The organism is Nitratireductor sp. ZSWI3 (assembly GCF_024655565.1).
Classification (GTDB): domain Bacteria; phylum Pseudomonadota; class Alphaproteobacteria; order Rhizobiales; family Rhizobiaceae; genus Nitratireductor.
This window is the reverse complement of the sequence record NZ_JANKOF010000086.1, coordinates 1-20,878: the sequence shown is the minus strand read 5'-3', so window position 1 is coordinate 20,878 and position 20,878 is coordinate 1. Positions and strand designations below refer to the sequence as shown.

At 64.0% G+C, this 20,878-nt stretch carries 20 protein-coding genes; 8 read left to right on the top strand and 12 right to left on the bottom strand.

Annotated features, from left to right (window positions below; translation table 11 throughout):
* Positions 1 to 29 precede the first annotated feature (29 nt).
* Positions 30 to 1,016, bottom strand: coding sequence for a TRAP transporter substrate-binding protein (locus NUU27_RS20180; RefSeq protein ID WP_257764006.1), 987 nt, complete (start codon positions 1,014 to 1,016; stop codon positions 30 to 32).
* Between the two features lie 164 nt (positions 1,017 to 1,180).
* Here NUU27_RS20180 and NUU27_RS20175 point away from each other — a divergent pair, with 164 nt between their 5' ends.
* The 4 genes from NUU27_RS20175 to NUU27_RS20160 all read left to right on the top strand — a co-directional run bounded on the left by NUU27_RS20175 (position 1,181) and on the right by NUU27_RS20160 (position 4,899).
* The gene (locus NUU27_RS20175; protein ID WP_257764005.1) at positions 1,181 to 1,921 is read left to right on the top strand and encodes a FadR/GntR family transcriptional regulator; all 741 of its coding nucleotides are present in this window, start codon (positions 1,181 to 1,183) and stop codon (positions 1,919 to 1,921) included.
* Between the two features lie 86 nt (positions 1,922 to 2,007).
* Positions 2,008 to 2,913 (top strand): 5-dehydro-4-deoxyglucarate dehydratase, encoded by a 906-nt coding sequence (kdgD, locus tag NUU27_RS20170; RefSeq protein ID WP_257764003.1) that lies wholly within the window; start codon positions 2,008 to 2,010, stop codon positions 2,911 to 2,913.
* Positions 2,910 to 4,046 carry a mandelate racemase/muconate lactonizing enzyme family protein gene (locus NUU27_RS20165; protein ID WP_257764002.1) on the top strand — a complete coding sequence of 379 codons (1,137 nt, stop codon included), beginning with the start codon at positions 2,910 to 2,912 and terminating at the stop codon, positions 4,044 to 4,046. Before kdgD ends, NUU27_RS20165 begins: the two co-directional genes overlap by 4 nt.
* A gap of 1 nt (position 4,047) precedes the next feature.
* Positions 4,048 to 4,899, top strand: a complete 852-nt coding sequence (locus NUU27_RS20160; protein ID WP_257764000.1) for an amidohydrolase family protein — start codon at positions 4,048 to 4,050, stop codon at positions 4,897 to 4,899.
* Positions 4,900 to 4,940: 41 nt separating this feature from the next.
* On the opposite strand, the gene NUU27_RS20155 is transcribed toward NUU27_RS20160, so the two are convergent.
* From NUU27_RS20155 to NUU27_RS20125, 7 genes are read right to left on the bottom strand one after another with little or no spacing between them, the layout of a single operon-like run.
* Positions 4,941 to 5,969, bottom strand: a complete 1,029-nt coding sequence (locus NUU27_RS20155; protein WP_257763998.1) for an ABC transporter ATP-binding protein — start codon at positions 5,967 to 5,969, stop codon at positions 4,941 to 4,943.
* Positions 5,970 to 5,994: 25 nt separating this feature from the next.
* On the bottom strand, positions 5,995 to 6,837 hold the full coding sequence (locus NUU27_RS20150) for a carbohydrate ABC transporter permease (RefSeq protein WP_257763997.1): 843 nt from the start codon (positions 6,835 to 6,837) through the stop codon (positions 5,995 to 5,997).
* On the bottom strand, positions 6,834 to 7,736 hold the full coding sequence (locus tag NUU27_RS20145; protein ID WP_257763995.1) for a carbohydrate ABC transporter permease: 903 nt from the start codon (positions 7,734 to 7,736) through the stop codon (positions 6,834 to 6,836). The genes NUU27_RS20150 and NUU27_RS20145 overlap by 4 nt, the downstream gene beginning before the upstream one ends.
* A 40-nt stretch (positions 7,737 to 7,776) precedes the next feature.
* Complete coding sequence (locus NUU27_RS20140; RefSeq protein WP_257763994.1) at positions 7,777 to 9,024, bottom strand: sugar ABC transporter substrate-binding protein; 1,248 nt, start codon at positions 9,022 to 9,024, stop codon at positions 7,777 to 7,779.
* Between the two features lie 31 nt (positions 9,025 to 9,055).
* Positions 9,056 to 9,958, bottom strand: a complete 903-nt coding sequence (locus NUU27_RS20135; protein WP_257763993.1) for an SMP-30/gluconolactonase/LRE family protein — start codon at positions 9,956 to 9,958, stop codon at positions 9,056 to 9,058.
* Positions 9,955 to 10,749 (bottom strand): SDR family NAD(P)-dependent oxidoreductase, encoded by a 795-nt coding sequence (locus tag NUU27_RS20130; protein ID WP_257763992.1) that lies wholly within the window; start codon positions 10,747 to 10,749, stop codon positions 9,955 to 9,957. The genes NUU27_RS20135 and NUU27_RS20130 overlap by 4 nt, the downstream gene beginning before the upstream one ends.
* Entirely contained in the window at positions 10,746 to 11,513 is a 768-nt protein-coding gene (locus NUU27_RS20125) for a FadR/GntR family transcriptional regulator (protein WP_257763990.1), read from the bottom strand. Before NUU27_RS20125 ends, NUU27_RS20130 begins: the two co-directional genes overlap by 4 nt.
* A gap of 127 nt (positions 11,514 to 11,640) precedes the next feature.
* Between NUU27_RS20125 and NUU27_RS20120 the strand changes: the two genes are divergently transcribed.
* The 3 genes from NUU27_RS20120 to NUU27_RS20110 all read left to right on the top strand — a co-directional run bounded on the left by NUU27_RS20120 (position 11,641) and on the right by NUU27_RS20110 (position 14,045).
* Positions 11,641 to 12,783, top strand: coding sequence for a mandelate racemase/muconate lactonizing enzyme family protein (locus NUU27_RS20120; RefSeq protein WP_257763989.1), 1,143 nt, complete (start codon positions 11,641 to 11,643; stop codon positions 12,781 to 12,783).
* Positions 12,784 to 12,855: 72 nt separating this feature from the next.
* On the top strand, positions 12,856 to 13,710 hold the full coding sequence (locus tag NUU27_RS20115) for a DUF6772 family protein (RefSeq protein ID WP_374567711.1): 855 nt from the start codon (positions 12,856 to 12,858) through the stop codon (positions 13,708 to 13,710).
* On the top strand, positions 13,710 to 14,045 hold the full coding sequence (locus NUU27_RS20110; protein ID WP_257763987.1) for a hypothetical protein: 336 nt from the start codon (positions 13,710 to 13,712) through the stop codon (positions 14,043 to 14,045). The genes NUU27_RS20115 and NUU27_RS20110 overlap by 1 nt, the downstream gene beginning before the upstream one ends.
* A 7-nt stretch (positions 14,046 to 14,052) precedes the next feature.
* Here NUU27_RS20110 and NUU27_RS20105 read toward each other — a convergent pair whose 3' ends face one another.
* From NUU27_RS20105 to NUU27_RS20090, 4 genes are all read right to left on the bottom strand, one after another.
* Positions 14,053 to 15,408: a TRAP transporter large permease subunit gene (locus tag NUU27_RS20105; RefSeq protein WP_257763986.1), complete on the bottom strand. Its 1,356-nt coding sequence runs from the start codon at positions 15,406 to 15,408 to the stop codon at positions 14,053 to 14,055.
* 2 nt (positions 15,409 to 15,410) lie between these two features.
* Positions 15,411 to 16,730 (bottom strand): TRAP transporter small permease subunit, encoded by a 1,320-nt coding sequence (locus NUU27_RS20100; RefSeq protein WP_257763985.1) that lies wholly within the window; start codon positions 16,728 to 16,730, stop codon positions 15,411 to 15,413.
* A 76-nt stretch (positions 16,731 to 16,806) separates the two neighbouring features.
* Positions 16,807 to 17,904, bottom strand: coding sequence for a TRAP transporter substrate-binding protein DctP (gene dctP, locus NUU27_RS20095; protein WP_257763984.1), 1,098 nt, complete (start codon positions 17,902 to 17,904; stop codon positions 16,807 to 16,809).
* A gap of 565 nt (positions 17,905 to 18,469) precedes the next feature.
* Complete coding sequence (locus NUU27_RS20090) at positions 18,470 to 18,661, bottom strand: hypothetical protein (RefSeq protein ID WP_257763983.1); 192 nt, start codon at positions 18,659 to 18,661, stop codon at positions 18,470 to 18,472.
* Between NUU27_RS20090 and NUU27_RS20085 the strand changes: the two genes are divergently transcribed.
* Positions 18,656 to 20,698 carry a mechanosensitive ion channel domain-containing protein gene (locus NUU27_RS20085; protein WP_257763982.1) on the top strand — a complete coding sequence of 681 codons (2,043 nt, stop codon included), beginning with the start codon at positions 18,656 to 18,658 and terminating at the stop codon, positions 20,696 to 20,698. The genes NUU27_RS20090 and NUU27_RS20085 overlap by 6 nt on opposite strands.
* The last annotated feature ends 180 nt before the right edge of the window (positions 20,699 to 20,878 follow it).

The window sequence follows — 20,878 nt, the reverse complement described above, 5'->3', positions numbered from 1 at the left end:
CGCCTGGAGGCGCCGGCGGTGCTCTCGCCCTATTCGGTTTCCCTGATCGCCTTGATCAGCGGCTCGAGGTTCGGGTTCTCCGCGATGAACTTGGCGTAAACCGGCTCCATCGCTTCCTGGAATGCGGCCTTGTCGTCCACCTCGTTGATCGTCACGCCGGCTTCCTCGACCTTCTTGTGGCTCGCCATGACCTGCTCGGTGAACAGCTTGCGCTGCGTCTCGGCGGACCGGACCGCCGCCTGGCGGACGATCTCCTGATCCTCCGGCGACAGGGCGTCCCAACTCGATTTGGCGATGCAGACGCATTCGGGAATGATCAGGTGGTCGGTGATCGAATAATAGCGGGCCACCTCGTAGTGACCGGTCGAATCGAAGGAGGCATAGTTGTTCTCCGCCCCGTCGATGACGCCGGTCTTCAGCGACTGATAGACCTCGCCGAAGGCCATGGGTGTGGCGTTACCGCCGAGCTCGCCGACCATGCCCACATAAAGGTCGTTGTTCATGACGCGGATCTTGAGGCCCTTCACGTCTTCCGGTTTGGCGATCGGGTGCTTGGCGTTGTAGAAGCTGCGCGAGCCGGAATCGTACCAGGCGAGCGACACCAGGCCGTATTCCTCCATCCCCTCGGAGAGCCGGGCGCCGATCTCGCCGTCCATGACGCGGTACATGTGCTGCGCATCCTTGAACAGGAAGGGCAGCGACAAGACGTTGGTGACCGGGATGATCGGGCCCATCGGCCCCATGTTGAAATTGGCGAAATCAAGCGCGCCGTTGCGCGTCTGCTCGATCGCATCCGGCTGATCACCGAGCACGGCGCTGTCATAGACGGTGGCAGTGACACGTCCCTCCATCTTCTCCGTCACCTCGTCTGCGAACTGCTTCATCGCGATGGTGTTGGGATAGCCCTCCGGATGGATGTTCCAGCCTCGCCAGTCGACGGCCAAGGCCGTCCCCGCACAGGCCAGAAGGGCAGCACCTGCCAGGGCAGTGACGCCGATCGTCGTTTTCGCTTTCATGTCATTCCTCCCATAGGACAGTTATCATACATCCTCCATTTTTTATAATATGTCTTCTGCTGCCGCGTCAACATTGATAAGATAACTCTCTGGAGAGAAGGCGCCCCGGATTGACATCCACCGCCGGCGCCACGCAAAGATGCGGGGCATCAAGGGAGCTTGGAATGGCTGGTGAAGCGCTCGGACATCCGCGCGAGAGGCGCCCGGCGAAAGGACGCGTCAGTCTCGTCGGCACGGTCAGTGACGATCTGCGGCGCAGGATCGTCGAAGGCGAATTGAGCGTCGGCGACAAGCTGCCGAGCGAAGCCGAACTGACACGCCAGTACGACGTCAGCCGCACCGTCGTGCGCGAAGCGATCGCCGCCCTTCGCTACGAGAACATGGTCGAGGCCCGCCAGGGCGCCGGCGTCTTCGTCCGCAACAACCAGCCGTCCGGCGGCTCGCCCTTCCCGCAGCCGGATACGGCGCGGATCTCCTCCATCATCGAGATTCTCGAACTGCGCGCCGCCGTGGAGATGGAGGCCGCGGCACTGGCCGCCGCGCGGCGCTCTCCCGCACAGGAAGAGATGATCCTGGAACGCTACGACGACATCGACGCGCTGATCGCAGCCGGCAAGCCGACCCGCGACGCGGACATGGCGTTTCACCTGGCGATCGCCGACGCCACCAATAACCCGCGCTTCCGCGAATTCCTCGAGCTTCTCGGCAAGAACGCCATACCGCGCACAGTGCTGCAGCCGGACAGCGACACGGCAACCCCCAGGGACTATCTGCTGAAGATCCAGGAAGAGCACAGGCATATCGCCGAAGCCATATCCGCCCGCGACGAGGCGGCGGCGCGGGAGGCAGTGCGCACGCATCTCATCGGCAGCCAGCATCGTTACCGGGCGCGGCTGAGACCGTAGTCTCCATAGACATCATACATGTATTGACAGATGTATGATAACTCGTATGATCTCACCGAATGCCCGCCTGGAGGAACCCTGAGATCATGGATCCCGTTCAACTGAAATCGGCGCTCGGCGCCGGCCTATTGTCTTTTCCCGTCACCGCCTTCGATGCGAATGGCGACTTCAACAGACGCCCCTATCAGGAGCATGTCGCCTGGCTTTCAGGCTTCAAGGCGAGCGTCCTGTTCGCCGCCGGCGGAACCGGCGAATTCTTCTCGCTGACGCCGGAGGAGGTTCCGGCTGTCGTCCGGGCCGCGAAGCAGGCAGCCGGACAGACGCCCATCGTGTCAGGCTGCGGCTACGGAACGCGCATGGCGGTGAGCATCGCCAGAGCCGCGGAGGAAGCCGGCGCCGACGGCATCCTGCTTCTGCCGCATTATCTGATGGAAGCCAGCCAGGAAGGGCTCTACCGGCATGTGAAGACCGTTTGCGACGCCGTTTCCATCGGCGTCATGGTCTACAACCGCAACAACTCGATCCTCAAGCCCGACACGCTGGCACGCCTGTGCGAGGCCTGCCCCAATCTCGTCGGGTTCAAGGACGGGTCCGGCGACATCGGGCTTGTCCGCGAAGTCACCGCCAAGCTCGGCGACCGGCTCACCTATCTGGGCGGCATGCCGACGGCGGAGCTGTTTGCCGAAGCCTATCTCGGCGCGGGCTTTTCCACCTATTCGTCGGCGGTGTTCAATTTCGTGCCGGCGCTGGCGCAGGAGTTTTATGCAGCATTGCGCGCCGGCCGCAGCGACGTGACGCTTCGCATCCTCAACGATTTCTTCTATCCCTTCATGAAAATCCGCGACCGTGGCACGGGATATGCAGTTTCGGCCATCAAGGCCGGCGTCCGGATCGTCGGCTTTGACGCCGGCCCGGTCCGCGCGCCGCTGACAGACCTGACGGAGGAGGAGGCGGGCATGCTCGAGGCTCTCGTAGCGCCCTACCGGACATGAAGATCACAGAACTCCACACGCACCTGCTCGAGCACAGGCTGGACCGGGCCTTCGAGAGCGCCTCTATGCGCTTCGACAGACGCCAGCACCTGCTCGTCGAGATCGTCTGCGACGACGGAACGACCGGCTGGGGCGAGTGCCTCGGTCCGGCCCTGCCCAACGCCGCCGTCGTCAAGGCCTATGCACGCGCGCTCATCGGCCGTGATCCGCTGGAGACCGAGAAGATCTGGCTGGAGCTCTATAATCTCCTCCGCGACCAGGGCCAGCGCGGGCTGGCCGTCACGGCCCTTTCCGGCATCGACATCGCGCTGTGGGACATCAAGGGCAAGCATTTCGGTGTCCCGATCTCCACGCTGCTCGGCGGCCGCTTCCGCGACAGCGTTCGCGCCTATGCCACCGGCTCCTTCCGCATCGACGGTGAGGATCGCGTCGACAGCGTCGCCAAGGAGGTGGCCGGCTACCGGCAGGAGGGTTTCCACGCGGTCAAGGTGAAGATCGGCTTCGGCGTCGAGGAGGATTTGGCGGTCATCGAGGCGGTGCGCGGCGCGATCGGCCCCGACATGCGGCTGATGATCGACGCCAATCACGGCTACGACGTCCTCGAAGCCGTTCAACTGGGCAAGAGCGCCGCGCAGTATGGGATCGACTGGTTCGAGGAGCCGGTGCTGCCCGAGCAGCTTGGCGCCTATCGCGCCGTGCGCGCCGGGCAGCCCATCCCGGTGGCCGGGGGCGAGACCTGGCACGGCCGCTACGGCATGCTGGAGCCCATCGAGACACGGTGCGTCGACATCATCCAGCCGGACATCTGCGGAGCGGGCGGCTTCACCGAGATGCGCCGCATCGCCGATCTCGCCGCAATGCACGGCGTGCGCCTCGTGCCGCATGTGTGGGGCACGGCGGTGCAGATCGCCGCCAGCCTGCAATTCATGGCGGCGCTGGCGCCCAATCCGCCCCGCCCCGAGCCGATCGAGCCCATCCTCGAATTCGACCGCACGCACAATCCGTTCCGCCAGGCGGTGGTGAAATCGCCCCTGGAGCATCAGGCAGGACTGGTGCGCATCCCCGACGGCCCCGGCCTCGGCATCGAGATCGAGCGGGTGGCGCTCGAGGAATTCGCCTTGCAGGAGGTTTGACATGATCGAGCGAACCTTCTCCGGCGAAAGGCCGGACATCGCCCTGCCGGCCGGCGCCATCGACACGCAGATGCACATGTATCTGCCGGGCTTTCCGGCCCGGCCGGGCGGCCCGCCGCTTCCCGAGGGACTGCCGGGGCCGGACGACTACCGCAAGGTGATGGCATGGCTCGGCATAGAGCGCGTCGTCATCACCCAGGGCAACGCCCATCAGATTGACAACGCAAACCTCCTCGCCTGCCTTGGCGCCATGGGAGAGGCGGCACGCGGCGTCGCCGCCATAACCGACGAAACCACCGACGCCGAAATGGAAGCGCTGCATGCCGCCGGCGTGCGCGGCGCACGCATCATGGACCTGCCCGGCGGCGCGGTGGGGCTGGAAGCGCTCGAAGCGGTGGATGCGCGCGCCAGCGCCTTCGGCTGGTGCCTGGCGGTGCAGTTCGACGGCACGCATCTGCTCGAGCACGTTACCCGGCTCGAGCGCTTGAAGAGCCGCTACATCATCGACCACCACGGCAAATTCTTCTCCGGCATCTCACCGCAATCTGCCCAGGTCGACGCGCTCCGGCGTCTGATCGGGCGCGGCAATTGCTGGTTCAAATTCGCCGGCTGCTACGAATCGTCCCGCTCCGGCCCGCCGCATTACGAGGACATCGCCGCCGTCGCGCGCCAGATGGCCGCTGACGCTCCGGAGCGGATCATCTGGGGCACCAACTGGCCGCACAATCTCGCCCGGCGAACGCAGGACTATCCGAACGACGCGGCGCTCCTCGACACCGTGCTCGGCTGGGTGCCGGAAGACCATCGCACGAAGGTTCTCGTGGACAATCCGGCCGCGCTTTTCGACTTCTAGCCTCCCTCGGCAACCGGCGGAGGCGGCCGCTTGGCTGCCCATCAGTCGAAGGATCGGCGATCCCCCGCATCGTCGAAGAAATGCAGGTCCCGGGGGTCGATCGTCAGGCCGATGCGCTCCCCGGGGCGGGGGCCTTCGTCGTTGTTGACGACGAGAACCGTCTCTCCGTGATCGAGCGCCACATGCAGCATCGAAGCCGCGCCCGTATACTCGCTGACCGTGATCTTGCCGCCGAGCATGCCTGCCTCGGGAGCGACAAGGCGCAGATGCTCCGGCCGCATGCCGACCTGGCTCGCACCCGCTGGCACTCCGGCCGGCAAGCCTTGCGCCACCCGTTCGACCGGCAGGACGTTCATGCGCGGGCTGCCGATGAATTGTGCCACGAACAGCTTGGCCGGGCGGGTGTAGAGCTCCCTCGGCGTGCCGACCTGCTCGATGACGCCGTCGCGCAGCACGACGATGCGATCGGCCAGCGTCATCGCCTCGATCTGATCGTGGGTGACATAGATCATCGTGCTGCCGAGCCTGGCATGCAGCGCGGCGATCTCCGAGCGCATGTGAACGCGCAGCTCCGCGTCGAGATTGGAGAGCGGCTCGTCGAACAGGAAGACATCCGGATCGGCCACGATCGCCCTGCCGATGGCGACGCGCTGACGCTGGCCGCCCGACAATTGGCGCGGGTAGCGGTCGAGCAACCCCTCGAGCTTCAGCGTACCGGCCGCCTCGCGCACGCGGGCCTCACGCTCCGCGGCAGGAACCTTGCGCACCTTCAGGCCGAAGCCCATGTTCTCTTGAACCGTCAGATGCGGATAGAGCGCGTAGCTCTGGAACACCATCGCGACGCCGCGACGCGATGCCTGCACATCGTTCATCCGCCGTTCGCCGATGAACAGATCCCCGGCGGTGATGTATTCGAGGCCGGAGATCAGGCGCAGCAGGGTCGACTTGCCGCACCCGGAGGGGCCGACGAACGCCACGAACTCGCCGTCCGCGATATCGAGGTCGATCCCCTTGATGATCTCTGCCGTACCGAAGGACTTGCGCAGATTCTTCAAACTCAGGCTGGTCATGGGCTGTCTTGTCTCTCGCCGGGGGTTAACCCTTCACGCCCGACATCGCGAAGCTTTCGATGATCTGCCGCTGTGCGATCAGGTAGACGATCAGGATCGGCACCACCGCCAGCGATGTGGCGGCAAGCTGCAGATGCCAGAGCGGCAATCCATACGCATCGGTGAAATTGGACAACGCCAGCGGCAGGGTGAATTTTTCGAGGCTGGACACGAACACCAGCGGCTCGAGGAACAGGTTCCAGGAGAAGAGGAAGGTGATGATGGCGACGGCCGCCAAGGCCGGGCGCGACATCGGCAGGGCGATCCGCCACCAGATGCCGATGCGCGACAGGCCATCCATCTTGCCGGCTTCCTCCAGTTCCTTCGGCAGCGCAACGAAATACTGGCGCATGAGGAATGTCGCCATCACGCCATGCGGGCCGAAGACGGGCAGCAGAACGAGCGGCCCATGTGTGTCCATCAGGCCGAGCCACCGCATCAGGAAGAAATTCGGGATGATCGTCACCTCCTCCGGCACCATCAGCGCCGAGACGAGAAACAGCATCAACAGGCCCGCTCCGGCGAACCGCATCCGGGCAAGCGCGTAGCCCGCCAGCGACGACAGCACGAGCGTGATCACCGTCACCAGGCAGGCGATGTAGAGCGAGTTGAAATACTGCTGCGCGAAAGGCTGGTATTGAAACACCTCGACGAAGTTGGTCCAACGCCAGACACGCGGGATCAGCGTCGGCTGACCGAAGATCTCGGTCGCGCTCTTGAAGCCGGACGACACCATCCACAGGAACGGAAAGACAAAGGGGATCGCGAGCACGGACAGCGAGAGGGTCCACATCGCGCGTTTCAGTCGCTCGAGCCCACGCTGCGTCATGCCGCCCCCTTCTGCCGCAGGATCAACTGGACAATCGTCAGGGCCAGGACGATGACGAACATGATCATCGCCAGCGCCGAGGCATAGCCGACGTTGAAGAACTCGAAGGCCTGTTCGTAGATGTAGTAGGCGAGCACGAGCGTTCCGTTTTCGGGCCCCCCGCCCGTCATCAGATAGATGTGGTCGAAGACCTTGAACGAGCCGATCGTGGTGATGACCATGATGATGAGCGTGGCCGGGGCGAGCAGCGGCCAGGTCACCATGCGGAAGATCTGCCAGCCGGACGCGCCCTCGAGCCGCGCGGCTTCCTCATAGTCGCGCGGGATCGCCTGCAGGGCCGCGATGTAGAGGATCATGTTGAGCCCGACCATCTTGATCACCCTGGTCACGATCACGGCCGCCATCGCCCAATCCGGCTCGCGCAGCCAGTTCGGCCCATCGATGCCCACATAACCCAGGAGCGCGTTGACCGTGCCGCCCTCACCCTGCAGGAGGAACTTCCAGACGATCGCCCAGGCGACCGCCGACGTGACCACCGGTGCGAAGAACACCGTGCGGAAGAACACCACCCCGCGAAACGGGCGTGAGAGAGCCAACGCCAGCGTGAGGGCGAGGGCCATGTTCAAGGGCACCAGCCCGATCGCGAAGATGACCGAGTTGCGGATGACGTGCCAGAAGTCGGGATTCTCGCGCAGCGCGTCGTGGTAATTGGCCATCCCGACGAACACCTGCTCCCCCGACAGCAGGTTCCACTCGGACACCGAGTAGAACACGACGGCGATCAGCGGTCCCAGGAAGAATATCAGGAAGCCGATCAGCGTCGGGCTGACGAAAAGCCAGGCTTCGATGGCTTCGCGCCGCTGCAGGGTCAGCCATGGCGCGCGACCGGCGCGCGCCATGGTTCGAGTGTCCGGTGCCGTCGTCACGTCTGCTACCCGCTCAGAGCTGTGGTTTGATCGCGGCGCAGATCGCCTGGATCGAAGCCTCCACGTCCGCATCGGCGCGCCACAGGGCATCGAATTTCGGCTTCTGGGCCGCCAGAATCTGTGGCGCGCGTTGGTGGCTCGGAAGCACCTTGCCGTTCTTGATGGCGGCGGCGACGTTCTTCATCTGCTCAGCGGGGATCAGCGAGTTGGCGTCGGTGAAGGCATCGCTGTCGAGCACAGAAGCGCGCGCCGGCGGGAAGAACTGCGCCATCACCGCCACGTTCTCCTTGTTCGTCATCCAGGCGACGAACTCCTTGGCGAGTTCCTTCTGGTCGGACTTGGCGAACACGACCAGCCCCGCCTGCCCGATCACCGGCGCTTCGCCCGCCGGCCCCGAGGGAAGCGGCGCCACGCCCCATGCAAAGCCCGCCTCCGGCATCTTCGAGGCACGGGATATCTGATTGATGGTCATCGCCGACGAACCCGAGAAATAGTCGCCCTGCTCGCCCGGCGGCACGATCGACTTGTCCTCGAACACCATCCCGTGCAGCGTTTTAATCGCCTCGACGGCCTCCGGCTGGTCGAAGCCGCACGCGCCGTTCGCCCAGGCATCGCCGCCATAGGCCCGGATCGGGGGCATCACCGCATGCATGATGCGGGTGTCGTAGCCTTGCCCGTCCTTGAACTCGAAGCCCCAGACCCGCTCCCCGGACCTGGTGAGCGCTTTCGCCACCTCGCGGAACTTGGTCATGTTCCACTCGCCCTTCTCGGCAAGCGTCAGGGGATCTTCGAGACCCGCCGCGTCGAACATGTCCTTGTTGTAGAAGATCATGAACGGCGAGGTCGAGAACGGCACGCCGTAGATCTCGTCGTCCTTCTTCCACAACCCCATGGCGGGCTCGGAGAAATCGGCCAGATCATAGCCCTCGGTGTTCTCGAGCACGTCGGTCAGCGGCTCGACGGCTTTGGCCGCCACGAAGGCCGGCATGGAATCTTCGAACATCCAGCCCAGATCCGGCGGATTGCCGCCGGCGAGCTGGAACGTCAGTTTTTGAACGTAGTCGCCCGCCGGGATCGTCTCGAACGTGACCTGCGTCCCCTCGTGCGCGGCCTCGAACCCTTCGGCGATGCCGTTCAACATCTTCAGATGCGCTTCATTGCCAGTCCACACCGTGAAGCGCAGATTTTCCGCCAGCGCCGGGCCCGACGCGAGGCACAGTGCCAATAGGGATACCGTCAGTCTTGTCTTTGCAGCTCTCATAGATGCCTCCCTGCATCACCAGCCAGTTTCCTCATGCATCCGCCGGAGCGGACGCCTCCATCATGCGCGGCTGCGGAAAGCCGCGAACGCCCGGGTCGAGGGCCAGGACCAATCCGGCAAGCGGTTCCGCCGCCAGCGTCTCCTCGTCCAGTCCTGCACTCATCGTCGTGACGTAGAGGGTGGAAAGATCCGACCCGCCGAAAGCCGGTTTCGTCGGACGCGACACGGGCAGTTCGATCGTCCGCACAACGTCCCCATCCGGATCGAGCCGAACGATCTCACCGCCGTCGACCGCGGCAAACCAGTAGCAACCCTCGGCATCGACCGCCGCGCCATCGGGCCTGCCGCGCTCAGGGCGATGGAAGACCCGGCGATTGGACAGCGTTCCCGACGGAGGGTCGAGATCGAATGCCCAGATCGTTGCGACCGACGAGTGACTGTCGGCGAGATAGAAGGTCCGTCCGTCCGGCGACACGGCAGCGCCGTTCTGGGTGCGCAGCCCGCCAAGAACCTCGACCGGCCGGTTTGCCTCCAGCCGATAAAGCCTCCCGACCGGTGGCCGCTCGCGAGCAGTGCTCATCGTTCCCGTCCAGAAGCGACCGGTCCCGTCGACGACGCCGTCATTGAGGCGCATCCCGTCCTGCAGGCCTTCCAGCCGCGCCACTTCACGCAGGGTTCCGGTCTCGCTGTCGAGTCTGTACCAGACAGTCCCGGCGGCAACGATCAACCCACCGTCCGCGGCGAGCGCCAGGGCAGCCGGCGCTTCCTGAAGGGCAAAGCTTCGCAGCGCACCGCTTGCGACATTCAGTCTGCGGACGAGATTGTCGCCGACATCCACCCACCACAAGCATCGCGTCTGCGCCTCCCATAGAGGACTCTCGCCGATCCGGTGCCGCAACGGGCAGACGACGTCGATATCGGGCGGTCGTTTCATGCCGCGATCTCCGGCGGCCTGCCCGGCGCATCGCCGATCGTCCAGCCGCCATCCACCGGGATGCTGGCTCCCGTGACATAGGCACCGGCCTCCCCGCACAACATCAGCACGGGACCCACGCAATCCTCCGGGCGGCCCGGGCGGCCAGCAGGGATCTTGGCGATCACCGCGCGCAGGAACTCCGGGTCGGCATAGCGTGTCGCATTCGCCTCGGTTTCGATGGCGCCCGGTGCGATCACGTTCATGGTCACGCCGGCGCCCGCGACCTCCCGGGCGATGGCACGCACCGCCGTGAGCTGAGCCGACTTCAGAGCCGCATAGATCACCGTCTCGGCGCGCGGGCGTTGCTCCATAACACTTCCGAGGGCGACCACACGCCCCCACCGGCGCTCGGCCATGGCCGGCACCAGCGCCTGCGCGAGCACGAGCAGCGCGTTGAAATTGACCGAGACATGCGCGGCCACGGACTGCGCAGTCACCTCTCTCCAATCAGCACGCCGCTCGATGGCGGCATTGGCGATCAGGATGTCGACGGGCCCATCGCGCCGCGCTTCCTTGGCAAGCCTCACGGCCTCACCATCCACGGTGAAATCCGCCTCGACCACGACGGCATCGCGCCCTGTCAGGGCGATCTCCCGGCGCACGCGCTGAGCCCCCTTAACGTCGCCGAGATGATGTAGGACAAGGTCGGCGCCCTGCCCGGCGAGCCCGAGGGCCAATGCCCGCCCGATGCCCGCGTTGGCGCCCGTGACGAGTGCCCTGCGCCCCGCAAGAGAGAACAGGCCGCTCACGTGCCACGCTCCCGCCCGGTGCCCAACTCATCTGCCACTTCGAGGGAAGCGATGTCGGCCGCCTCGAAATGCGCGATGACCCTCTTCTCGGCGCGATCGGCATCGCCGGCGGCAATGGCTTCGAACAATGCCTGGTGACGGTCGATCGTGGCGTTCCAATCCGCCTCCGTGCGGTTGGAGCGGCGCGAGAACAGATCCGACACCTCCCGCTGCACCGAGCGCAGCCCCTCCATCTGCACGCGGATCATCGAGTTTCCCGTCGCCGACGCCATCCCGAGATGAAAGAGTATGTCGGCCTCGGTGAAGGCGGCCGGATCCCCCAGCCCGCGGCGCATGTCCGTAAGCGCCCGCTCCATCACCGTCAGCCCCGTCTTGTCGCGCCGCTGCGCGGCCAACCGCGCAATGCCCGTCTCCACGATGCGGCGCATCTCATTCGCCTCCTGGAGTCTTTCGAGGCTGGAGCGCACGGCATACCCGTAGATTCTTTCCAGCGGCTCGCCATTCAGCGCCTTGGCGCGGGCCACCTTGCCCTGTTGCGTCGAGATAAGCCCTGCCGATGTGAGCTGGCGCAGCGCTTCGCGCGCGATCGGCTTGCTGACCCCGAATTCGCGCGCGATCTCGCCTTCCGATGGCAGCGGCTCGCCAGGCTCGATGCGCCCATCGAGAAGCGCCGCGGCTATGGCGTCCGATACGGAATCGGCGAGCCGCGATGGCATCGCCGGCTTAGCGGAGAAAAGCGGCTTCCTGGCAGGCGCGTCGATCATGTCGTCTCCCTTTCCAGCCACTCGTATCATATCTCACGCAAACTTAGCAACTAAGTTTATCAGTTGCCAAGCAATCTTGTTGCCGTGTAAATTCGCCCGGATTTCGAAGCTGCAGGGAGGACAGTCGTTGCCAAACGAGACAGCCGCCAAGGCCGATATACGGATCACCGACGTCATCGCGCACCCGCTGACGCAGCGGCTGCCGCGTCCCACCGTCACCTCCTGGGGGAGATACACCGAGGTCTCGATCGTTCTCGTCGAGGTGCGCACCGACGCCGGCATCATCGGCGTAGGAGAATGCCTGGCGCGTTTCTCGCCCAAGGCTTATGCCGAGCTGATCGACGGCTCGTTGAAGCCTCGTCTCATCGGCCAGAACCCGGCCGACATCTCGCAGCACTGGCGAACCATGCGCCGCGCCTTGTCCGGCCGCTCGGGCGGCATGCTCATCGAAGCGATCGCCGGCGTCGACATCGCGCTCTGGGACATCCTGGGCAAAGCAGCCGGCATGCCGATATTCCGGCTGCTCGGCGGGGTCGGCCGAACCGAGGTGCCTGTCTATGCGGCATCGGTGAACTGGGGCAGCGGCGAATTCATGGACGAGGAGATCGACCGCTATCTCGATAAGGGCTTTCCGCGCATCAAGATCAAGATCGCCAATCCGGTGCGCGATGCCTGCCGGCGCATCGAACGCATGCGCAAACGCGCCGGCGACGACATCGAACTGTGCGTCGACGCGAACTGGGCCTACACGCTCGAAGAAGCCGTCGAGGTCGGGCGGGCGCTCACCGACAACGGTTATTTCTGGTTCGAGGAACCGCTTCGCCCGGAGGATGAGCAGGGTTACGAGGAACTGCACCGCCGCTGCGCCACTCCGCTTGCAGCCGGAGAAAGCAACTATTCCCTCGATCAGGCAGTGCGCCTTGTCTCCAACCGCACCCTCTCCTTCCTGCAGCCGGACGTGGCCCGCTCGGGCGGCATCAGCGAGACCCGCCGCATGGCCGAGTTCGCCGCAGCCTACGACGTCTCCTACGCACCGCATATCGGCATGTCCGGGATCATCTGCGAGACGGCGAGCGTCCACCTGGCGGCCGCGATGCCGAACCTGCACGCCATGGAATGCGAGACGGATTCGAGCCCCTTCAAGACGGCGATCACAGGAGCCGCCCCGGGGGCCGACAGGCAGAAGAACGGCCTGCTTCCCGTGCCGACCGGATCTGGCCTCGGGGTCGAGGTCGATTGGGACGCCGTGGCCAGCCTTCGCTGCAACTGATCGACAGGCCTGGAGATGACCTTGACCGAGAATTCCACCCCAAGCGACATTGCCGAGGCGCTTCGCATCGCCATGCTGCGCGCCGATCCGAAACTCAGCCGGTTCGATCCGCTTCCGCGCATCATCTGCCACGACCGGTTCTCCCGCGGCCATTGCGGATGGTCGCAGCTAGTCGGCAATTACGAGGACGATCTCGACACGATGCTGCCGGGCTATGCCCAGCACACGAGCGCCATGCTGTCGACGCTCGCCCATTGGGACGCCGGATCGCATGGCGGCTACGACAGTTCCTATGCCTTGAAGGTCGCCACGCGCCCCAGAGCAGGCGCCCAGAACGTCGCGATCAAGCGGCTGACCTACCGTCACCGCGGTCCGATCCGCTTCGAGGCCTACTGCACCTTCAAGCCGGAGGCGCAGGAATTGAAGCTCAGCGAGACGGATGTCCGCTCATTCGGCTTTCTGTTCGACCTGCAGGGCGGCGATATGGAGGGCGATGCCGAAAGGGTCATGCCGCATGTTCGCTTTCTCAACGCGCTCGACGGCGAGCATGTCCAGAAATGGCAGTTCAAGCGGCGGACGACCAGGTTCGAGCCGGTGGGCAACACCGACAAGACCCTCAGCCACTATCATCTTGCCCCGGATGGCTGGGAAGACATTCCAGGCGGCGCACAACGTCTCTGCTACAACGAGATTCCGACCAAGGTGAACTGGACCTATCTGCGCTTCGATTTCGACCTGGCGTCGATGCGCGCGCTGTCCTTCCAATGCAACGACCGGGTGTTCGACATGTCGGGCTTCGAGTCCATCCGCATCCCCGCCATGAAAAACCTCTGGTGCATGCTGAACTTCGCATTCTTTGCCGAGGCGGACACGGACAAGCGCGTTTTCCTCTACGTCGATTCCGTTTGTATCTCGGGGGATTTCTGATGCTGCCCGAAAACATCACCGCGATCCTCGCCCGCAACGAGCGCTGGACGGGATCCGCCGCCACCGAGCCCTACGAGGCCGGCTGGGCGCGCGAAGCCGTGATCTTCGTCCGGGCGCTGAAGCCGCCGGTCGGCGACCAGCCCGTCGCCCGGGTTGAAATCTCCCCCGACGGCATGCACTGGCTCGCCGAGGGCACGCAGATCGCCATGCCCACCCGGCAGGACGAGGTCGTTGCCGCCCGGTTGAGCAATTTTGGCAACTGGCTGCGGCTGGCGACTGATTTTGCCGACGATGCCGAGGCCACCGTTCTGGTGACCCTGCATCTGAAGGCTTGATCCTGTTCTACCCGTAAACCAGCCGCGGCAGCCAGATGATGATCTGCGGGAACAGCATGCACAGCACGAGGCCGATGGTCTGGATCATCAGGAATGGGATTGCCGCCCTGAAGATGCGCGCCATCGGAATGTCCGGCGGCGCCACGCCGCGCAGATAGAACAGGGCGTAGCCGAAAGGCGGCGACAGAAAGCTCATCTGCATGTTGACGAGGTAGAGAACGCCGAACCACACGACGAGGTCGTCGGGATTGTCGAGGCCGAAGGCGCCCGCGCCGAGGGCCTTGATGATCGGCACGAAGATCGGCACGCACAGCAAGAGGATGCCCACCCAGTCGAGAAACATGCCGAGGATGATGAGGACGATCTGCATGACGATGAGGATGCCCCAGGGGCCGAGGCCGGCTCCCTGCAACAGCTCCTGCACGAACTGCTGACCGCCCTCGAGGACATAGAGCCCGACGAAGATCGTCGCGCCGAACATGATCCAGATCACCATCGCCGAAGCCTTGAGCGTGGTCAGGCAGGCCTCGCGCACGGTCGGCCAGTCGAGCTTGCGGTGGATGGCGGCGACGACGAAAGCGCCGAACGTGCCGATGCCGGCCGCCTCGACCGGCGTTGCCACGCCGGTGAAGATGACCCCGAGCACGACGATGATGAGGGCGATCGGCGCCGCCATCCTGGAGACGAGCGCAACCTTCTCGCGTGTCGAGACCCGCTCATGAGGCGGGATCGGCGGACCGACCAGCGGATTGATGTAGGACCGCACCGTCACATAGACGATGTAGAGGCCGGACAACAGGAGGCCCGGGAAGATGGCGCCGATGAAGAGCTCTCCCACCGACTGCTCGGCCACGACCGCGTAGATGATGGCGAGGATCGATGGCGGGATCAGGATGCCGAGCGTGCCGCCGGCCATGATCGAGCCCATGGCGATCTCGGGATTGTAGTGGCGCTTGAGCATCGCCGGCAGCGCGATGATGCCCATGGTGACAACGGCGGCGCCGATGACCCCGACCATGGCCGCCAGTATGGTGGAGGCGATGATCGTCGCCGAGGCGAGCCCTCCCCTGATGCCCCCAAGCACCTTGTAGATCACGTCGAACATGTCGTTGATGATGCCCGCCCGCTCGAGCATCGCCGCCATGAAGATGAAAAGCGGGATGGCCGACAGCTGGTAGTTGGTCATCAGCGGGAAGATGCGGCTCGGCACGATGTTGAGCGCGTTGGCATCGCCAAGCACGAACAGGAACACGCACGCCAGCCCGCCTGTGACGAATGCCAGCGGCAGCCCCGCCATGAGCAGGATCAGCAAGGATCCGAACATGATGACGGTGAGCAATCCAATCGAGATGTCGATGCCCACGGTCAGGCCCCCCTGATGACGATGCGCACATCCTGCGCCAGTTTGGAAATCCCCTGCAGGACGATGAGCAGCCCGCCGAGCACCATGACCCATTTCATCGGCCACAGCGGCACTTCCCACTCGTTGAACGAGATCTCCCCCCAGCGGATGTTCGGATTGGTCCACTCGCTCGGCGACAATCGCGAGAGCATCTCGAACAGGCCGATCTGCCCGCGCGCCCAATCGGACACAAGGCCGTTTCCGCTGGGCACGGCGATCGCGTCGAAGGCGAAGATATAGCTGGTGACAAGCAGTGTGCCGGCGAAGATGAAGAAGAAGATCGAGGTGAGGATGTCGGTGATCGCCCGGCGTCGCGGCGACATCTGCGTGTAGAAGATGTCGACGCGCACATGGCTTTCGGTCAGCATCGCATAGGCGCCGGCGACGAGATACTGCATGCCGAACATCAGATACATGCCCTCATGCGCCCAGTTCGTCGGCGAGTTGAACACATAGCGGGCGATAACTTCGTAATAGTAGACGAAGACGGCGATGACCGCCCAGTAGCTTACGAATTCGCCTGCATAGAGCGAAAGCCGGTCGATCCAGCCGGTCCATCCCGAGGAGACGTATTCGGCATCGTTCTTCTGTTCGTGGCCCCCCGACGCCTGCAGGGCCATCTCCGCCTCCGACGGCCTCTCCGCCTTCAGGTTCCGGTTGGCGCGCCTCACGAGCCATGGCAGCAGAACCGCCTCGACCGCCAGGAGGGCGAGGATGAGATAGAAGGCGTAGCCCGCGGCACTGCTCCAGAACGCTCTGCGCTGGCGCATCTGCTCGGCCACGGGCCGCATCTCCGCCAGCCCCGCCTTCGCTTCCTCCAGCCGTGTGCGCCCCGATTCGATGCGGTCGAGCGCGCGCTCCAGGCGGCTTTCGGCGCTGCGTCGGGCGAAGGATCCTTCCTCGGCCGTCTCGACATTGGCACGCAGCTCCAACAGACCGGTTTCGGCGGCGGCGACCCGCGCCTCCTCCCGGGCGATCGTGCGCTCGGCGATACGCACGATGTTGTTCGCATCGGACAAGGTCGAGCGGGCTTCACCGGCGGTGCTGTTGGCATAGAGGATGAAACCGAAGATCGGAATGAAGACGAAGCCGAGCAGGCTCTTCAGATAGAATCTGTGCAGGCCGATCATGCCGCCGGTGACGAGGATCAGATAGGCGAGCGGCAGCGAGTACCGAGCCAGCCTGGCGCGCGGCCGGCGGGCGAGCACCATTGCAACCAGCGGGAAGACGATCAGCCCGAGCCAATAGGCCCAGTGCGGCAGCGTGAATTGAAGACCAGGCATGGAATGTCAGCCGGAAAGGTTTGAGGAGGTCTGCACGGGACCACCCGCGCAGACCGTCGAAGACGCGGTGAGGCGATCAAAGGTCGAGCGTGAGGCCCTCGATCTGATCTTGAACCACATAGCCAAGAGAGCCGGACATCATGTAGTCGAGCTGCGTCTTGAAGATCTTCGCCGAGCTCTTGTCGCGGTTGGCATATTTGAACCAGATCGGCACGGCGACCTCGGTCATCAACTCGACATCGTCCTCGGTGAGGCGGGTCACCTCGACCCCGTCGGCCTCGAACTTGCCCCAGGCTTCCTGGTCGGCCTTCTGGATCGCGGCGTGGTGCAGATCCGAATAGACATGGGTTTCCATCTCCACGAACTGCTGCATCTGCGGCGACAGCGCGTTCCAGGCGTTCATGCCGACCGTGATGTCCATGAGGTCGACCGGCTGATAGAGCGACATGAACCCGGGAGGGCCCATCGAGATGTATTTCGTCACCTGGCTGAAGCCCAGCGCGTGGTTGACCGCCGGCCCGACATAATCGGCCACGTCGATCGTACCCTTTTCGAGAGCCGGGAAGATTTCCGATCCCGGCAGAACGGTGGTCTCGGCACCGATCTCGTTGAAGACATCCGCCACCATGCCGCCCGGCAAGCGCATCTTGCGGCCACGGAAATCGTCGATCGAGCGGATCGGCACCTTCGAATGGATGATGTTGGGCCCGTGATGAACCGGGCCGACAAAATGCATTCCCTGCGCCGCGTAAAGCTCGCGGGCCATCTCCAGGCCGCCCAGGCCATAGTAAAACACGTCCCATTCGTGCGGGTAGCGCAGGCCGAGCGGATAGGAGCTCAGGAACACACCGGCGGGAATGATGCCCTGCACATAGATCGTGAACGGGTTCACTGCGTGCAGCACACCGTTCTTCACCGCGTCGTAGAGCTGAAAGTCGCCGACGACATCGTTCGCGCCGAACGGCTCGAAAGCCAATTCGCCGCCGGTCTTCTCCACGATGGTCGCACACCAGTCCTTGAAGATCTGCAGCCCGGCGCCGCCAGGCCACGAGGTCTGGATCTTCCAGGTCGTGCCCTGCGCCTGGGCGCGGGCAATATGCGGCGCGGCCAGCGCAGCAGAGGCACCAGCCGCCGTTCCGATCAGCAATTTTCGTCGGTCAATTCTGGGTTTCACGCGTTTTCCTCCCGGTTTTCAGCAAACGGCCTCACAAGATCGCCATTTCTCCTCCCGACGAAAATGAACCCGAATGCTTCTTTCTTAACTCCGCAATTTAATTCTAGGGCAATCGACGGCCACCACAATGCAACGAAAGGAGAATAGAGAAAAGCGCATCCTGGAACAGCTCCTCCAGCGCGATGAGCAATTGCGGGGAACGATGCCGTCACGGCTATCGCTGCCGTCACCCGGACGGATGATTCACCACGAATGGCCGCCCCGGCACCTTCGAAAGGCTCTGTCGCCCCACAGCGGCGGTGGCCGGCACTCTGTGCGTCGTCCGCTCATTGGCCGGCGGCTGTCGAGAGACAAAGATCCCGTTCGACGGGATCGCATGCATTTGCAACGATTGGATACAGTACTTTACTTGATTAACGATCTCATTTCATCTCGACTCCGACCAAATCGCCTGAATGAATATTTCAATAGCAAGAACTTTTTTTAAAAAAATAGCTGTTTTCTGAAAAATACGAGGTGAAATATGCGGCTTGCTGCCTTCTTATTTCTGTTGATCGTCACGATATCAGTCATTCCTCATTCGGCCAGCGGACAAACCGCTTCCGAGCCTTCCCAGGCCAGCGGTGACGTCGATGTCCTTATTCGCGTCCTTGAGGACGATGCCGCCCGTGCGCAATTGATCGAAAAGCTGCGCACGGCGACAGCTGGCGGGCAAGCGGACCAGGCGCCCGCGGCGTCGGAGATAATCGCCGTGCATGGCCTTGCCTCCTATGTCCGCGACTGGGTGGAACAGGGCACCGAACTGATCGGGCTCATCACGCGCCTCAGCGGTCAGGCGACAGCCGTCCTCTCAGGCACCTCCTCCATCGATCTCCAGCGCCTCTGGCGCTCGGTGCAGGGCGTCCTTCTGGTCGTCGCCGTCACGTTCATCGCCTATTTCCTGCTGCGCCTCGCCTTCCGGCGCATTCAGCGCGTTCTTGCGGGCGCGGCGAAAGGCAGCCGCCTCCTGCGGCGCATCGGCACCATCGCCCTGTCGGCAAGCGCCGACGCGGTGACGGTGCTCGGCGCATGGGCCGTGGGCTATCTGCCAGCGCTCTATTTCGGCTGGGCCGGGTGGAGAGGAGACAGCCAGACGCTGTTTCTCAACGCCTTTCTGTTCATCGAGCTCGCCAAGGTGATGGCCCGCGTTCTCCTCGCGCCAAGATGGCCCGTTCTGCGCCTGGGACGCATCGACGATACGACCGCGGCATATTGGTATTTCTGGGTGAGCCGCCTCGTCAGCGTCATCGGCTACACCTTCCTTTTCGCCGCCCCGCTTCTGGCGGCGAATGTATCGGGCGGCATCGCCGAAGCGCTGCGCGTCTTCGTGCTGTTCTGCACGCTGGCGATGGCATGGGTCATCATCCTTCAAAACAGGGAAAGCGTGCGCGCGCGGCTGCTCCACTATGCCGAGCGCGGCCAGTCGGAGCCGTTCATCAGGCTGTTGATGAGCATTGCCACGTTCTGGCACATCGTCGCCATCGGCTATCTCACCCTCATCTTCGTGTTGTGGCTCGCCAATCGCGAGGCAGCCCTTCCCTTCGTGCTCCTGGCGACCGTCCAATCGATCGTCGCGGTCGCCGTTGGTGTGCTGCTGACCACGGCCATGGTCCGGCTCACGGCCGGCGGCATGCATCTTCCGGACGACATCAAGGCGCGGCTGCCGTTGCTCGAGGCACGCATCAACGCATTCGTTCCCAACGTCCTGCGCGTCATCCGCTACATGATCATGACCGCCGTCGTGCTCGCGACCGCGCAGATCTGGCGGGTCGCCGACTTCATCGGCTGGCTGTCCAGCGAGTTCGGCCAGAGAGTCGTCACCTCGGTCCTTGCCGCGGCCTTCGTCCTGCTCGTCGGCGGCCTCATTCACCTTGCCGTGCAGTCATGGGTGGAATATCGGCTCAACCCGTCATACGGCCATGCGCCGAGCCCGCGCGAGCGCACGCTCCTGGCGCTGTTCCGCAATGCGTTCACCATCGCCTTGAGCATCGTCGTCTTCCTGCTGGTCCTGGCCGAGCTGGGGGTCAACATCGCGCCGCTGCTGGCCGGCGCGGGCATCGTCGGCCTTGCGGTCGGCTTCGGCTCCCAAAAGCTGGTGCAGGACGTCATCAACGGGGCCTTCATCCAGTTCGAGAGCGCAATGAACGAAGGGGACGTGGTGACCGTGGGCGGGATCACGGGAGCCGTCGAGCGGCTGACGATCCGCTCCGTGTCGCTGCGTTCGGTCGACGGCGCCTATCATCTCATTCCGTTCTCGTCGGTCGATTCCGTGACGAACTTCATGAGAAACTTCAGCTACCACGTCGCCGCCATCGGCGTGGATTACCAGGAAAACATCTCCGAAGTGAAACGCGCCATGCAGGAGGCTTTCGAGAGATTACAGAAGACGGAATATGGCGAGGACATCATCGGCGACATGGAAATGCATGGGGTCACGGAATTCGCCGATTCCGCCGTCATAGTGCGCGCCCGCATCAAGACCGTCGTCGGCCGGCAGTTTGCTCTCGGCCGCGCCTACAACGAGATCATCAAGGAGGTCTTCGACGAGCGCGGCATCAGCATCCCGTTTCCACATGTCACGCTTCATCTGCCCGCGGGCAAGCAGGACGCGGCACCGCCCACTTCGACGCGCGCCAGGCAGAAGAATTCAGGAGGCGCTGCAAAGACCAGGCCCAAGCGCCGACGCCGGCCCGAGATCGCCGCGAACGAATCCACCCACGACGGCGCGGATTCGCTTGACGAGATGCAGGCCTAGGGCGTTTCCGGTTTGGCCGAAGCGGCCCCTCACCCTCTCCCTCGCGGGCGGCAGGCAATTGCATGCAGGCAATCCAGAACCATGCAGCCGTTTTCATCATCAATTCTGAGCTTCGAGTTGGTGATGTGGGTGGAGGTGGTGCGCAAAGGTCAAGGCCCCCTTCTCCCCGCACGCGGGGAG